The sequence below is a fragment of the Agrococcus citreus genome (genome assembly GCF_039527715.1).
GTDB classification, from domain to species: Bacteria; Actinomycetota; Actinomycetes; order Actinomycetales; family Microbacteriaceae; genus Agrococcus; species Agrococcus citreus.
In genome coordinates, this window is the sequence record NZ_BAAAKK010000003.1 from 258884 (window position 1) to 273813 (window position 14930).

16 protein-coding genes are annotated in these 14930 nt (G+C 72.5%); 1 reads left to right on the plus strand and 15 read right to left on the minus strand.

The window, feature by feature from the left end; all coding sequences use genetic code 11:
* Nucleotides 1-41 precede the first annotated feature (41 nt).
* Nucleotides 42-1010 carry a Bax inhibitor-1/YccA family protein gene (locus tag ABD106_RS06545; RefSeq protein ID WP_343918591.1) on the plus strand — a complete coding sequence of 323 codons (969 nt, stop codon included), beginning with the start codon at nucleotides 42-44 and terminating at the stop codon, nucleotides 1008-1010.
* A 62-nt stretch (nucleotides 1011-1072) separates the two neighbouring features.
* Here ABD106_RS06545 and ABD106_RS06550 read toward each other — a convergent pair whose 3' ends face one another.
* From ABD106_RS06550 to ABD106_RS06620, 15 genes are all read right to left on the minus strand, one after another.
* Complete coding sequence (locus ABD106_RS06550) at nucleotides 1073-1471, minus strand: VOC family protein (protein ID WP_343918593.1); 399 nt, start codon at nucleotides 1469-1471, stop codon at nucleotides 1073-1075.
* Nucleotides 1472-1545: 74 nt separating this feature from the next.
* Complete coding sequence (locus ABD106_RS06555; RefSeq protein ID WP_343918595.1) at nucleotides 1546-2535, minus strand: bile acid:sodium symporter family protein; 990 nt, start codon at nucleotides 2533-2535, stop codon at nucleotides 1546-1548.
* 72 nt (nucleotides 2536-2607) lie between these two features.
* Complete coding sequence (gene sufU / locus ABD106_RS06560) at nucleotides 2608-3063, minus strand: Fe-S cluster assembly sulfur transfer protein SufU (protein ID WP_343918597.1); 456 nt, start codon at nucleotides 3061-3063, stop codon at nucleotides 2608-2610.
* Nucleotides 3060-4352 carry a SufS family cysteine desulfurase gene (locus tag ABD106_RS06565; protein ID WP_343918599.1) on the minus strand — a complete coding sequence of 431 codons (1293 nt, stop codon included), beginning with the start codon at nucleotides 4350-4352 and terminating at the stop codon, nucleotides 3060-3062. The genes sufU and ABD106_RS06565 overlap by 4 nt, the downstream gene beginning before the upstream one ends.
* Nucleotides 4353-4463: 111 nt before the next feature.
* Nucleotides 4464-5684, minus strand: coding sequence for an RNA polymerase sigma factor (locus ABD106_RS06570; RefSeq protein ID WP_343918601.1), 1221 nt, complete (start codon nucleotides 5682-5684; stop codon nucleotides 4464-4466).
* 34 nt (nucleotides 5685-5718) lie between these two features.
* On the minus strand, nucleotides 5719-6117 hold the full coding sequence (locus ABD106_RS06575) for a YciI family protein (RefSeq protein WP_343918603.1): 399 nt from the start codon (nucleotides 6115-6117) through the stop codon (nucleotides 5719-5721).
* Nucleotides 6114-6542 (minus strand): YciI family protein, encoded by a 429-nt coding sequence (locus ABD106_RS06580; RefSeq protein WP_343918605.1) that lies wholly within the window; start codon nucleotides 6540-6542, stop codon nucleotides 6114-6116. Before ABD106_RS06580 ends, ABD106_RS06575 begins: the two co-directional genes overlap by 4 nt.
* Before the next feature lie 42 nt (nucleotides 6543-6584).
* Nucleotides 6585-7292: a hypothetical protein gene (locus tag ABD106_RS06585; RefSeq protein WP_343918607.1), complete on the minus strand. Its 708-nt coding sequence runs from the start codon at nucleotides 7290-7292 to the stop codon at nucleotides 6585-6587.
* A gap of 48 nt (nucleotides 7293-7340) precedes the next feature.
* Nucleotides 7341-8912 carry a glutamine-hydrolyzing GMP synthase gene (gene guaA, locus ABD106_RS06590; protein ID WP_343918609.1) on the minus strand — a complete coding sequence of 524 codons (1572 nt, stop codon included), beginning with the start codon at nucleotides 8910-8912 and terminating at the stop codon, nucleotides 7341-7343.
* Nucleotides 8912-9433 carry a DUF3817 domain-containing protein gene (locus tag ABD106_RS06595; protein ID WP_343918611.1) on the minus strand — a complete coding sequence of 174 codons (522 nt, stop codon included), beginning with the start codon at nucleotides 9431-9433 and terminating at the stop codon, nucleotides 8912-8914. The genes guaA and ABD106_RS06595 overlap by 1 nt, the downstream gene beginning before the upstream one ends.
* A 9-nt stretch (nucleotides 9434-9442) precedes the next feature.
* A complete protein-coding gene (locus ABD106_RS06600; RefSeq protein WP_343918613.1) occupies nucleotides 9443-10285 on the minus strand; it encodes an SURF1 family cytochrome oxidase biogenesis protein in 843 nt (280 codons plus the stop codon).
* A gap of 41 nt (nucleotides 10286-10326) precedes the next feature.
* Nucleotides 10327-12114: a glycerol-3-phosphate dehydrogenase/oxidase gene (locus ABD106_RS06605; protein WP_343918615.1), complete on the minus strand. Its 1788-nt coding sequence runs from the start codon at nucleotides 12112-12114 to the stop codon at nucleotides 10327-10329.
* Between the two features lie 36 nt (nucleotides 12115-12150).
* Nucleotides 12151-13275, minus strand: coding sequence for a GuaB3 family IMP dehydrogenase-related protein (locus ABD106_RS06610; protein ID WP_343918617.1), 1125 nt, complete (start codon nucleotides 13273-13275; stop codon nucleotides 12151-12153).
* Nucleotides 13276-13309: 34 nt separating this feature from the next.
* Complete coding sequence (locus ABD106_RS06615; protein WP_343918619.1) at nucleotides 13310-14020, minus strand: PadR family transcriptional regulator; 711 nt, start codon at nucleotides 14018-14020, stop codon at nucleotides 13310-13312.
* A complete protein-coding gene (locus ABD106_RS06620) occupies nucleotides 14017-14883 on the minus strand; it encodes a DUF4097 family beta strand repeat-containing protein (RefSeq protein ID WP_343918621.1) in 867 nt (288 codons plus the stop codon). The genes ABD106_RS06615 and ABD106_RS06620 overlap by 4 nt, the downstream gene beginning before the upstream one ends.
* Nucleotides 14884-14930: the final 47 nt, after the last annotated feature.

Here is a 14930-nt window from a genome sequence, read left to right on the forward strand (position 1 = left end):
CCAGGCGGTCACCTCAGTACTTCCCGACAGGAGCACATCCCTTGGCAGGCAACCCGGCGTTCCGCAACTCGCCCGCGTTCACCGAGAACGCGCAGCGCGCCTCGCAGGCTGTCCCCGGCGGCCAGCAGGCGCCCTACGGCCAGGCACCGTATGGCCAGGCGCCGTACGGACAGCAGCCCCAGCAGTTCGGGCAGCCCGCGCCCTACGGCAGCGCGCCCTACGGCCAGCAGCAGGGCGTCCCGACGCCCGAGCAGCTGAACCAGCAGTTCAACCGTCCGGCGGCGGGCCCGATCGAGACCGAGCGACTCACGTACGACGGCGTGATCATGAAGACGGTGCTCACGCTCGGCGTGACCGCGGTCGGCTTCATCGTCACCCTCGGCATGCTGCTGCTCACCGGCACGTCCGGAGCGTTCTTCGTGCTGACGTACGGCGGCGCGCTCGTGGGCTTCGTGCTCGCGCTCGTGAACATCTTCAAGAAGGAGCCGAGCCCCGCGCTCATCCTGGCGTACGCCGCCGCGCAGGGCCTGTTCCTCGGTGGGTTCTCGGGCCTGCTCGAGTTCGGCATGGGCCTCGACGGCATCATCTTCCAGGCGCTGCTCGCCACCGCCTGCGTGATCGCCGCGACGCTCGCGCTCTACGCCTTCCGCATCGTGCGCACGTCGCCGCGCATGAACAAGATCTTCTTCATCGTGCTGATCGGCTACGGCCTGTTCTCGCTCGTGAACTTCGGCATGATGCTCTTCGGCGCGACGGGCGACCTCGCGTTCGGCATGCGCTCGGCTCCGAGCCCGCTCTTCGGCATCCCGTGGGGCGTGCTGCTCGGCGGCCTCGCGGTGCTGCTCGGCGCGTACTCGCTCGTCATGGACTTCGAGGGCATCGAGCTGGGCGTCAAGCGCGGCGTGCACAAGAAGTACGGCTGGTCGGCTGCGTTCGGCCTGACGATGACGATCATCTGGCTCTACGTCGAGATCCTCCGCATCATCGCGATCGTCCGAGGCAACAACTAGCGTCCCCCGCTGATCGACACGAAGGCCCCGGCTCGCGCCGGGGCCTTCGTCGTCGCGAGCGGCTACTCGTCGCGGCTCGACAGCACGCAGAACTCGTTGCCGTCGACGTCGGCGAGCACCGTCCACGACACATCCGGCCCCTGCCCGACGTCGATGCGGTGCGCGCCGAGCGACTCGAGCCGCGCGATCTCGGCGTCGCGGTCGTCGCTCGTGGGCGGCGCGAGGTCCATGTGGATGCGGTTCTTCGACCGCTTCTCGTGGTCGACGCGCACGAAGGTCAGCCCGGGCGGCACCTGCTCGAACGTCAGCTTCGGCCGCAGCTCCTGCGCCCACTTCGGGATGATGACGACCTCGTCGGCATCCTCGTAGACGACCTGCCAATCGAGCACCTCGCCCCACCAGCGGGCGAGCCGCCCGGGGTCGGTCGACTCGATCACGTTCGAATACCAGCGCAGCGCCATCGCGGCCTCCTCTGTCGGATGCGCGCAAGGCTACGCCCCGCCGCCCACGACGGGCGGCGGGGCGTGGGCCTCGATCAGCTCGCGGCGGGCTGGTCGTCGCGCGCGCCCTCGGTGGCCGGCGCGGCCTTCGGCGGGCGGCGCGACCAGTACGAGGCGAGCAGCGAGCCCGACACGTTGTGCCAGACGGAGAAGATGGCGGCGGGCAGCGCCGACTCGGGCGTGAAGTGCGTGCGCGCGAGCCCGGCTGCGAGGCCGGAGTTCTGCATGCCGACCTCGATCGCGACGGCGCGGCGGGCGCTCTCGTCGAGCCCGACGGCCTTCGCCGCGAGGAAGCCGAGGCCGTAGCCCACGCCGTTGTGCAGGATGACGACGAGCGCGACGAGGAGCCCGACGGAGAGGATCGTCGCAGCGGAGCCCGCGACGACCGCGAGCACGACGAGGGTGATGCCGATGACGGAGACGAGCGGCAGCCAGGGCAGGATCGCTCGCACGACCTTCGGCAGCAGCATCCGCAGCAGCACGCCCGCGATCACCGGCAGCAGCACGATGAAGATGATGGTCTGGAACAGGCCCCACGCGTCGACCGGCAGGTACGAGCCGGCGAGCCACAGCACGAGCAGCGGCGTGAGCACGGGCGCGAGCAGCGTCGACGCCGTGGTCATCGCGACCGAGAGCGCGGTGTCGCCCTTCGCGAGGTAGACCATGACGTTCGACGCGGTGCCGCCGGGCGCCGAGCCCACGAGCACGACGCCGACGAGCAGCTCGGGCGGGAGCTGGAACGCGAGCGCGAGGGCGATCGCCGCGAGCGGCATGACGACGTACTGCGCGAGGACGCCCACGACGAACGCCTTCGGCTTCTTCGCGATCACGGTGAAGTCGACCGGCTGCAGGGTCAGCCCCATGCCGAGCATGATGATGCCGAGGAGCGTGTTGATCCACGGCCCGATGGGCAGGAACACCTGCGGCACGAGGATGGCGACGGCTGCCGCGATGAGCACGACGAGCGGGAACCAGGTGCCTGCGAGGCGCCCGACGCGCTCGCCGACGGGTGTGGTGCTGGACATATCAGACCTCCTGTGGGGACCCCTCATCCCATCACAGCCCGCATGCCGCCGCCGTCCGCATGGGGCATCGCCTCAGCGCAGGTCGATCTCCATGAGCGCCTCCTCGAGCGCGACCCACGCGAGCATCGCGCACTTCACGCGCATGGGGAAGCGCGCGACGCCCGCGAAGGCGACGGCATCGCCGAGCAGCTCCTCGTCGGGCTCGACCGCGCCGCGCGAGCGCAGCAGCGCTCGCATGGCCTCGATGCGCTCGCGCGCGTCGGCGACCGACAGCCCGGGCGCCTGCTCCGCGAGCACCGAGGCGGAGGCCTGCGAGATGGAGCACCCCTGCCCCTCCCAGCCGAGCGCATCCACGCGCCGGTCATCCTCCGTGCCGGTGAGGCGGACCCGCAGCCGGATCTCGTCGCCGCACGTCGGGTTGCGCAGGAACCGCTCGGCGTCGAACGGCTCGAGCTGCCCCTCCCCCTCGCGCCGCTTCGCGTGCTCGAGGATGAGCTCCTGGTAGAGGCCGGCGAGCGGGTCGGTCATCGGCCGGCCTTGAAGTAGGCGCGCACGCCCGAGAGGGCGTCGAGGAAGCGGTCGACCTCGTCCTCGGTCGTGTAGAGGTAGGCGGATGCGCGGGTCGTGGCCGCGACGCCGAGCCGGCGGTGCAGGGGCTGCGCGCAGTGGTGGCCGACGCGCGCCGCGATGCCCTGCGCGTCGAGCACCTGACCGACGTCGTGGGCGTGCACGCCGTCGACGATGACGCTCGCGAGCCCCGCGCGCTCGATGCCTGGCCGGGGGCCGATGAGGCGCACGCCCTCGATCGACGCGGTCCCCGCTGCGAGCCGCTCGCCGAGCGCGAGCTCGTGCGCCTCGATGGCCGACATCCCGACCCGCTCGAGGTAGTCGACCGCGGCGGCGAGGCCGACGATCGCCGACACCGGCTGGGTGCCCGCCTCGAACCGCTGCGGCGCGGGCAGGAACTCGCGCTCGGTCATCGTGACGGTCGTGATCATCGAGCCGCCCACGCGCGCCGGCGGCAGCGCGGCGCCGAGCGCCTCGGCGAGGTAGAGCACGCCGATGCCCCCGGGCCCGAGCATCTTGTGGCCGCTGAAGGCTGCCGCGTCGACGCCGAGCTCGCGCAGGTCGACGGGGCGGTGCGGCACCGACTGGCAGGCGTCGAGCACGACGAGCGCACCGACCGCCCGCGCTGCCGCGACGAGCTGCTCGACCGGCGCGATGAGGCCCGTGACGTTCGACACGTGCGCGACCGCGATGACGCGCGTGCGCTCCGTGATCGCCGCGAGGGCGGCATCCGCCGTCCACACGCCGTCGTCGTCGACCTCGATCCAGCGCAGCGTCGCGCCGGTCTCGTCGGCGAGCCGCTGCCACGGCAGCAGGTTGGCGTGGTGCTCGGCCTCGGTCACGAGGATCTCGTCGCCCTCGCGGATGCGCAGGGTCGGGTCGACCTGCGCGCCGCGATTGGCCTCGGCGAGCGAGAGCGCGACGGTGTTGAGGGCGTCCGTCGCGTTCATCGCCCACGAGATCTCGGTCGGCCGTGCACCGACGAAGCGCGCGATGCGGTCGCGGGCGACCTCGTAGTCGTCGGTCGCGAGCGCCGCGAGCGTGTGCGCGCCGCGGTGCACCGCGGCGTTGCGCTGCGTGCGGAAGGCCCACTCGGCGTCGAGCACCTGGCGCGGCTGCTGGCTCGTCGCGCCGGAGTCGAGGTAGACGAGCGGCACCCCCGCCGGCTGCTCGGCGAGGATGGGGAAGTCGTCGCGCAGTCGCTCGATCCGCTCCTCGGTCAGGGTCGTCTCGGCTCGCGTCGTGGTCACCCCTCCAGGGTAGTAGCCGACGCGATCACCCCCATATGGCCGGCTGTGAGCGCCGGGTTTCCGCTCCTGGCGGCCGTGACAGCCATGACGTCATGGTGGGCTCCGATGCGGTCAGCGGCCCGCGGCCGCCCTCGCGAGCAGCACCGCGCGCTCGCGGGCGTTCTCGGTGCGCTCGGCCGCGAGGGCGAACGCCTCGCGCGCCTCGTCGTCGCGGCCGAGCCTCGACAGCAGCTCGCCGCGCACCGACGGCAGCAGGTGGCCGATCGCGAGCGCCCGCTCGCCCGTGAGCGAGTCCACGATCGCGAGCGCCGCTGCCGGCCCCTCCGACATCGAGACCGCGACCGCCCGGTTCAGCGACACCACCGGTGACGGCGCGACCCGCTCGAGCCCCGCGTAGAGGGCTTCGATGCGCGCCCAGTCCGTCGAGTCGACGTCGGATGCGGTCGCATGGCACTCGGCGATCGCCGCCTGCAGCGCGTACGGGCCGAGGCCGCGGCCGAAGCCCTCCGCACGGGCGAGCGCGGCCCGGCCGCGCCGGATCGCGCCGCGATCCCAGCGCCGGCGATCCTGGTCGGCGAGCAGCACGGGCTCGCCGTGCGCGTCGACCCGGGCCGGGAAGCGTGCCGCGGTGAGCTCGAGCAGCGCGAGCAGTCCGTGCACCTCCGGCTCGTCGGGCTGCAGCGCGGCGAGGATGCGCGCGAGGCGCACGGCCTCCCGCGCGAGGTCGGGGCGCATCCAGTCCTCGCCCGCGGTCGCGGCGTGCCCCTCGGTGAAGATCAGGTAGAGCACCCCGAGCACCGCGCCGAGCCTCCGCACGCGCTCGGCACGGGGCGGGGTCTCGAACGGCACTCCGGCGTCGGCGAGCGCCCGCTTCGCTCGCACGATCCGCTGCTGCACCGTCGCGACCGGCACGAGGAACGCCCGCGCGATCTCCGCGGTCTCGAGCCCCGCGACGACGCGCAGCGTGAGCGCGACGCGCGCCTGCTCGCTCAGCAGCGGGTGGCAGGCCGTGAAGACGAGCCGCAGCACGTCGTCGTCGATCTCGTCGGGATCCCACGGCAGCGCCTCCGCGGACTCCTCCTGCTGGCGCTCCAGGTCGAGCGCGAGGGCGGCGACCCGGTCGTCGAACCGCTCGCGGCGGCGCCAGTGGTCGATCGCCTTCCGCTTCGCGACAGCGGTCAGCCATGCCGCGCCGTTGCGCGGCACGCCTCTCGATGGCCACTGGGCGAGCGCGTCGGCGAGCGCCTCCTGCGCGAGGTCCTCGGCGAGCGAGAAGTCGCCCGTGCAGCGCGTGAGCGTCGCGACGATGCGTGCCGACTCGATGCGCCACACGGCGACGACGGGGGGGNNNNCGCGACGCCTGCGGTCATCGCCGCAGGTCCGCCTCGCCGTGCACCCTGCGCAGCTCGAGCTTCGTGCCGGGCCCCAGGGGGGCCTTGGCGGCCCACGCGATCGCGTCCTCCCTCGATGCGACCTCGATGCACCAGAAGCCGTTGAACAACTCCTTCGTCTCGCCGTACGGGCCGTCGGTCACGAGCGGCGGCTCCGCCGCGAAGTCGACGACGACGCCGTGCTCCGGGCTCGCGAGCCCCTGGGCCGAGACGAGCACCCCCGCGTCCGCCATCGCGGCGTTGTAGCGGCCCATCCGCTCGAGCATCTCCGCGAACGGCGCGTCGCGACGCTCGACGGCCGCGGCATCCTCATCGCGCATGATGAGCAGGTACCGCTCGGTCGGAGCCGCCCCGCGACCGCCCGACGCCGTCATGCCCCGGCCTTCCTGGCGGCCTGCTCCTCGCGCCAGCCCTCCTCCTTATGGATCCACTCGTTGTCGGCCGGGAAGTCGTCGACGCCCTGCACGCGGCGCACCTCGAGCTTCGAGCCGGGACCGAGGGGGCAGCGCTTCGCCCACTCCGCGGCCTCCTCCTTCGAGGCGACGTCGAGGATCCAGAAGCCGTTGAACAGCTCCTTCGTCTCGCCGTAGGGCCCGTCGGTGACGAGCGGCGGATCGGCGGAGAAGTCGACGACGAAGCCCTCGCTCGCGTCGCTCAGGCCCTCGCCGCCGATCATGACGCCGGCCTCCATCATCGACTCGTTGTACTTGCCCATCGCCTCGATGACCTGCTCGAAGGGCAGCTCCCGGTACGCCTCGACGGCCTCGTCGTTCGAGCGCATGATCAGCATGTACTGCATGGTGGTTCCTCCTCGTCGGGGGTCGTCGCTCGACCCTCTCACTCAAGGCGTCGATCGGGAACGGGCCGGATCGACATCTCCGCCAGGATCGTTCCGATGCGTCGGCCAGGCCCCTGCAGCGATGTACCAGCCGGCGCCGATCGCAGCCGCCGCGACGACGCCCGACGGCAGGGTGCCGAGCGACGACATCGCGGCCGAGAGCAGCAGCAGCAGCATGGCGGCCGGCAGGTGGATGAACGCGATCCGCGGTGCGCGGCCGCGGGCGCGCATCCGCAGCCCCGAGGCCGCCACCGCGCCGGCGACCGCCGAGGCGAGCGCCGAGAGCATCGCGCGCTCCGCCCACATCGCGACCCGGCTGTCGTCGACCGCGACCCCGGATGCGTCGTGCACGGCGGCGTCCACGAGCAGCAGTCCGCACAGGAGGAGCGACGGCAGCACGCCGATGACCGCGGTGTAGGCGAGCCACTCGGCGCGCAGCCGAGCGCGGTCCCACGTCGCGCGGATGAGCAGCGCGACCGCGCCGAGCGAGAGCGCGGCGAGCACGACGCCGCCGATCGCGGGCCACAGGACCACTGCCTGGTCGTCGCAGACCCAGTCGTCGGCGACGAGCTCGCAGCCGAAGCGCAGCCGCTGCTGCAGCCAGCTCGCGGGCGCGAGGGCGAGCACCGAGCTCGCGACGAAGCCGATCACGAGCAGCCAGAGCGCGGCGGCGCGGGCAGCACGCTCGCGTCCGCGCTGGGTGGTCACCACACCCGCGACGCTACTCCCCGCGCATGTGCGCGGCGAGGGCGCGGGCGGCTACTCCCACTCGATGGTGCCCGGCGGCTTCGACGTGACGTCGAGCACGACCCGGTTGACCTCCGGCACCTCGTTCGTGATGCGGTTCGAGATGCGGGCGAGCACGTCGTACGGCAGGCGCGTCCAGTCGGCCGTCATGGCGTCCTCGCTCGAGACGGGGCGCAGCACGATCGGGTGGCCGTAGGTGCGGCCGTCGCCCTGTACGCCCACGGAGCGCACGTCGGCGAGCAGCACGACCGGGCACTGCCAGATCTCCTGATCGAGGCCCGCGGCCGTCAGCTCGGCGCGCGCGATCGCGTCGGCGCGGCGCAGCGTGTCGAGCCGATCCTCGGTGACCTCGCCGATGATGCGGATGCCGAGGCCCGGTCCGGGGAAGGGCTGGCGCGAGACGATCGCCTCCGGCAGGCCGAGCTCGCGGCCGATCGCGCGCACCTCGTCCTTGAACAGCGCCCGCAGCGGCTCGATGAGCTCGAACTGCAGGTCGTCGGGCAGGCCGCCGACGTTGTGGTGGCTCTTGATGTTCGCGGTGCCACTGCCACCGCCCGACTCGACGACGTCCGGGTAGAGCGTGCCCTGCACGAGCCATCGGATGGGCTCGCCGTCGGCGGCCGCCTCGGCCGCGAGGTCGCGCTCGGCCTGCTCGAACGCGCGGATGAACTCGCGCCCGATGATCTTGCGCTTCTCCTCGGGATCGGTCACGCCCTGCAGCGCAGCCATGAACCGCTCGCGCGCGTCGACGGTCACGAGCCGCACGCCGGTCGAGGCGACGTAGTCCTCTTCGACCTGCCGGCGCTCGTCCTGCCGCAGCAGCCCGTGGTCGACGAAGACGCAGATGAGCTGGTCGCCGATCGCCTCGTGCACGAGGGCGGCCGCGACCGCGGAGTCGACGCCGCCGGAGAGCCCGCACAGCGCGCGGCCGGTGCCGACCTGCTCGCGGATGCGCGCGACCTGCTCCTCGATGACGTTGCCGGTCTTCCAGTCGCCGGGGAGCCCCGCGATGTCGTGCAGGAACGACTCGAGCACGCGCTGGCCGTGCTCGGAGTGCCGCACCTCGGGGTGCCACTGCACCCCGGCCATCCGCCGCTCGCGGTCCTCGAAGGCTGCGACGGGCGTGTCGGCGGTCGCGGCGAGCACGGTGAAGCCGGCCGGCGCCTCCGCGACCGAGTCGCCGTGGCTCATCCACACGGTCTGGGCGCCAGGCTGGTTGTGCAGGAGCGCGCCGCCGCCGTCGACCGTCATCGAGGTGGAGCCGTACTCGCGGTTGCCCGTCTTCGCGACGGTGCCGCCGAGCTGCGCCGCCATCACCTGGAAGCCGTAGCAGATGCCGAACGTGGGCACCCCGAGCTCGAGGATGCCCTCGTCGAGGCGCGGCGCCCCTTCCGAGTAGACGCTCGAGGGGCCGCCGGAGAGCACGATCGCCGCGGGATCCTTGGCGCGCACCTCCTCGGCCGAGATGCTGGAGGGCACGATCTCGCTGTAGACGTCGGCCTCGCGCACGCGGCGCGCGATGAGCTGCGCGTACTGCGCGCCGAAGTCGATCACGAGCACGGGGCGCTGAGCGGTGTCGGACATCATGCCTCCTGAGGAGCGGGCGCTGCGGCGGTCGACCTCGCGGCCTTCTGGGCCTCGAGTCGGGCGAGGTCGGCGAGCGCCGCGCGGTGCAGCGGGCGCTCGACGAAGAAGGAGAGGAACGGCACGACGCCGCCGAGCGCCATCGCGAACAGGCGCTTGAACGGCCAGCGGAGCAGGCTCCAGAGGCGGAACGACGCGAGCAGGTAGACGACGTAGATCCAGCCGTGCACGATCAGGATGGTGAGCGAGATGTTGAAGCCCTCGCCGAGCGAGGTGATCTCGCAGCCCATGCCGCCCGGGACGAAGAGCGAGTACCACTGGCAGCCCGCGCCGGGGACGACCGCCTCGAGCGCGAGCGGACCGCTCGCGCCGAACGCGAAGAGCTCGACGTGCGTCGGTGAGTACTTCAGCACCATCTCGGCGACGAGCAGCAGCAGGAACACGCCCGTCACCCACGACATCACGCGGTAGAACGTGATGGCAGAGCGGATCTGCGGCAGCTGTTCGATGGGTCTCGGCACGGGTCCAGCCTATCCGCGGGCCATGTCGCTGCCCGCTGCTGCGGCCTCCGCCTCGGCGTCCTCGATGGCCTCGACCTCGCGCTCGAGCGCGTCCTTCACGAGTCGGTACCAGAGGTAGAAGGCGAAGAGCATGAACGCGACCCATTCGACCGCGTAGAAGATGTTGAGCCAGTTGAGCTGCGTGTCGACGACGGGCCGCATCGAGACGATCGGCTCCGCGCCGTCGACGAGCGCGGCGGATGCGTCGGCCGACGCCGCGTCGAGGATCGCGTACGAGCCGTAGACGCGGCCGTCGAACGCCTCCCACTCGTTGATGAGCGCGGCGACGCTCATCGCCTCCTTCGCGTCGCCCTGGATGTCGCCCTGCGTGGGCGCCTCGGTCGGCATGAGCCGGCCGACGAGGTCGCCGGTCTCGGTCGAGCCGCCCTCGAGGTCGGCGACGAGCGCATCGGCCGCGGCGGCGTCGTCGAGCCACGCGACGGCGACGGGCATCGAGACCGGATCGCCGGCGGGCTGCGGCACGAGCACGCGCCCGATCACCCAGCTGCCGGTGCGGCCGTCCTGCGACCTGCCGTTGAGCGTGTCGAAGTCCTCGAGCACCCAGGTGCCCGAGAAGGCGACCATGCGCCCGCCCGCCTCGGTCGTGAGGGTCGAGCTCGGCTCGGCGACATCCTGGAGCGGCACCGCGGTCTCGGTGTCGCGATCGTCGGACTGCCCCTGCTCGACGGCCCGGTCGATCTGCCACTGGCCCAGCAGCGCGAAGACCGCGGCCACAGCGAGGCATGCGAGGAGCACGGCGATCCAGCGGGGCCGCGTCGCGACCTGCCGGAAGGTGGGGATGGGGGTGCTCATAGGCACCCCCATCCTACCGCCCGCAGGCGCCTACCGACCGCTCAGGCCGCGGGCTCCGGGCGGGTGCCGACGGTGCTCACCGTCGGCAGCGCGCTGAGCGGCACGATCTCCGGCGCCTCGGTGCGCGCCCGGTCGGCCGACTCGTCGTCGGGCAGCTCCTGGCTCGCGAGCTCGGCAGCGACGCGCTTGTTGTAGGTGTTGATCTCCTTCTCGACCCGCGCGTCGTCCCAGCCCAGCGCATCCGCCATGATCCGGGCCGCGACCGGAGCGGCCGAGACGCCGCGGTCCCACGCCTCGATCGAGATGCGCGTGCGCCGCGCGAGCACGTCGTCGAGGTGCAGCGCGCCCTCGTGCGTGCACGCGTAGCGCACCTCCGCGCCGAGGTAGTCGTCGGCGCCGGGCAGCGGCTCGGCGAGCTCCGGCTGCAGCCGGATGATGTCGAGCAGCTCGTCGGTGAGCGTGCCGTAGCGGTTGAGCAGGTGCTCGATGCGGTGCTTGTGCACGCCGAACGCGCGCGCGATCCTCGCGCGCTTGTTCCACGCGGCCCGGTAGCCGACGGCGCCGAGCAGCGGGATCTGGTCGGTGCACGACTGGGGCACCTTGCCGTCCATCGCGCTCGTCGCCTCGTCGATCGCGTCCTTCGCCATGATCCGGTAGGTCGTCCACTTGCCGCCCGCGATGAGCACGAGGCCCGGCACGGGGTGCGAGACGTGGTGCTCGCGCGAGAGGTTCGCGGTCGACTTGCCCTCGCTCGCGGCGGCGAGCAGCGGTCGGAGGCCCGCGTAGACGCCCTCGACGTCGCTGCGGGTGAGCTTGGTCGCGAGCACCCGGTTGACCTGGTCGAGGATGTAGTCGATGTCGGCGGCCGTCGCCGCCGGGTGCGCCTTGTCGAGGTTCCAGTCGGTGTCGGTCGTGCCGAGGATCCAGTGCCGGCCCCACGGGATGACGAAGAGCACGCTCTTGTCGGTGCGCAGCAGCAGGCCCATCTCGGAGTGGAACCGGTCGCGCGGCACGACGAGGTGCACGCCCTTCGAGGCGCGCACCTTGAACTCGACGCGGTGGCCGACCATCGCCTGCGTCTCGCCCGTCCACACGCCCGTCGCGTTGACGACCTGCTTCGCGCGGATCTCGAACTGCTCGCCGGTCTCGTAGTCGTGCGCCTGCACGCCGACGACGCGCTCGCCGACCTTGAGGAACCCCTCAGCGCGCACGCGGCTCGCGACGTGGGCGCCGTAGAACGATGCGGTGCGCGCGAGCTCGGCGACGTAGCGGGCGTCGTCCACCTGCGCGTCGTAGTACGTGAGCCCGCCGACGATGGAGTCGGGGTCGAGCGAGGGGATCTGCTTGAGCACCTGCTTCTTCGTCAGGTGCCGGTGCATGGGCACGCCGGGCTTCATGAAGCCCGTGTAGCTGAACGCGTCGTAGAGCGCCATGCCGGCGCCGATGTAGGCGCGCTCGATGATGGGCTTGTCGAGCGGGTAGAGGAAGCGCACGGGCTTCGCGAGGTGCGGCGCGATGCGCTGCAGCAGCAGCCCGCGCTCGATGAGCGCTTCGCGCACGAGGCCGAAGTTCAGCTGCTCGAGGTAGCGGATGCCGCCGTGGATGAGCTTCGACGATCGGCTCGACGTGCCCGACGCGAAGTCGCGCGCCTCGATGAGGCCGACGCGCAGGCCGCGGGTGACGGCGTCGAGCGCCGCGCCGGTGCCGACGATGCCGCCGCCGATCACGAGCACGTCGACCTCGTGGTCGCGCATCGACGCGATCGCGGCCGCGCGCTCCTCCGGGCCGAGCTTCCTCGACCGACTCACGCTGTTGGTGGTCTCAGCCATGGATCCTCCTTGGATGCGGCGCCCGGGTCGGGCGGTTCAGCGCGGTGGGGTGCTCTCGACGACCACGTCGATCCGCTGGAACTCCTTGAGATCCTTGTAGCCGGTGGTCGACATGGCCTTGCGCAGAGCGCCCATGATGTTCGCCGTGCCGTCCGCGACCGGTGAGGGTCCGTTGAGCACGACGTCGAGCGGGCCGACCTGGTCGACCTGCACGCGATTGCCGCGAGGCAGCTTCTGGTTGTGCGCCTCCGGGCCCCAGTGCCAGCCGCGACCGGGAGCGTCCGTGGCGCGGGCGAGCGCGGTGCCGAGCATGACGCCGTCGGCGCCGCACGCGAGCGCCTTGACGACCTGGCCGGAGGTGCCGAGCGAGCCGTCGGCGATGACGTGCACGTAGCGGCCGCCCGACTCGTCGAGGTAGTCGCGGCGCGCCGCCGCGACGTCGCTCACGGCGGTCGCCATGGGCGCCGCGACGCCGAGGACCTTCTCGCTCGTGGAGGCGGCGCCGCCGCCGAAGCCGACGAGCACGCCCGCGGCGCCGGTGCGCATGAGGTGCAGCGCGGCCGTGTACGTGACGACGCCGCCGACCACGACCGGCACGTCGAGCTCGTAGATGAACTGCTTGAGGTTGAGGGGCGCGCCGCTCTCGGCGGAGACGTGCTCGGCGCTCACCGTCGCGCCGCGGATGACCATGAGCTCGACGCCGGCGGCGAGCACCGTCTCGTAGTGCTGCTGCACGGCCTGCGGGCTGAGGCTACCGGAGACCGGCACGCCGGCGTCGCGGATCTGCGCGAGCCGGTCGCGGATGAGCTCGGGCTTGATCGGCTCGGCGTAGATCTCGCGCATGCGGCTCGTCGCGAGGTCGCCGGGCAGCCCCGCGATCTCGGCGAGCAGCGGCTCGGGGTCGTCGTAGCGCGTCCAGACGCCCTCGAGGTTGAGCACGCCCAGTCCGCCGGCTCTGCCGAGGGCGATCGCGGTGGCCGGGCTCATGACGGAGTCGGTGGGCGCTCCCATGACCGGCATCTCGAAGCGGAAGGCGTCGATCTGCCACTGCAGCGAGACGAGGTCGCTGTCCCGCGTGCGGCGCGACGGCACGATGCTGATGTCGTCGAACCCGTACCCGGTGCGGGCACGCTTGCTGCGGCCGATCTCGATCTCCGTCACCCGCCCAGCCTATCCCGCGGCCGACGGGCGCTGCTCAGGAACCGAGCACGCTCTTGATGCGCAGCAGCGCTGCCTCGAGCTCGAGCCGCACCGAGGCAGCCTTCGCCGTGCTCATGCGCTCGCCCCGCTCGGCTCGCGCCGCGTCGCGCACCTGCTGCCGGAAGTCGGTGAGGGCGAGATCGATGTCGTGGATCGCCATGCGGGCGGCCGCTTGCACGGCGGTGTGCGATGCATCCGCCTGGTCACGCGGGCGAGGCGGTTCCGCGTGCGGCAGCGGATCGGTGACGGGCGCGGATGCTTCCGGCGGCTGCGGCGCGGACGCGTCGGCGTACGGAGCGGACGGCGGGCGCGGCGCGTTACGGGCGTCGCGCTCGGCCGCGGCGAGGTCGGCCCGCAGCGCCTGCATCGCGCTCTTCACGCCGGCGCGCACGTCCGAGGCCATCCGCCGCACGGAGTCGTTGATCTCGCTCTCGAGCCCGCGGAGCTCGCTCTCGCGCGCGGCGAGCTCGGCGCGGCCGGCGTCGGTGATCTCGTAGGTGGTCTTGCGGCCGTCGACCGACTTGGTCAGCAGCCCCTCCTCCTCGAGCTTCGAGAGCCGCGGATAGATGGTGCCGGCGCTCGGCGAGTACGTGCCGCCGAAGCGGTCGCTCAGCGCCTGCATGAGCTCGTAGCCGTGCCGCGGCGCCTCGGCGAGCAGGCTCAGCAGGTAGAGGCGCAGCGCGCCGTGGCCGAAGACGGGGCTCATGCGTCCCGCCGCACCACGGTGACGTCGCCCGAGACGGTGTTGGCGACGAGGCTGAACGTGTTGGTCCCGTCGATCGCCTCGGCACCGCCGCGCTTCGGCAGCGCCCGGCCGACGACGGTGCCGCGCCCCGAGACGGTGCGCGTCGTGGCGCGCACGCCCTGGCCGGCGTCGAGCCGCACCGTGACGTCGGCCGAGACCGCGTTCACCGTGATGCTGCGCGGCGAGCCGTGCACGTCGAGCAGCACCTCGCCGCTCACGGTGTCGATCCCGATCTCGGTGAGCTCGCCCGAGGCCGTCACGCTCGCCGAGACGCCGTGCACCGAGAGCCGGCCAGCGCCGCCCGAGACCTCGATGTCGCCCGAGACGGTGTTGAGCTCGAGGTCGCCGCGCTGCGACGCGACCTGGATCGGCCCCGAGACCGTGCTGAGCGTCGCGCTCGAGCCGAGGCCCGTGACGAGCGCGGATGCGCTCACCTGGCCGAGCGACAGCGCGACGTCGCGCGGCACGAGGATGCTCAGCTCGACCTTCGCGCGCACGCCGACGAGCGCCTTGACCGACTGCCACACGTCGTCCCAGCTCATGCGGGGGTGCGAGATCGACAGCCGCCCCTGCTCGAGCGTGACCGTGAGGTCGCGGCCCTCGACGCGGTGCACCTCGACGCGAGCGGTCGGCTCGTCGTGCGCGACGATGTCGACGCTGCCCGCGACGATCCCCACGCGCAGCGCGGTGACGGCGTCCAGGTCGATCACCCGGGTCTGCCCCTCGCCGATGACCCAGCGCTCGGTGATGGCATCGGCGCCCGATGCCGCGGCGCCCGATGCGCTGCGCGGCTTGGTGTCGCCCGTCTCGTGCTGCTGGTCCATGGTTCCGCTCCCTTGCTGGTCCACTCGCGATATATCGCGTCTTGCGA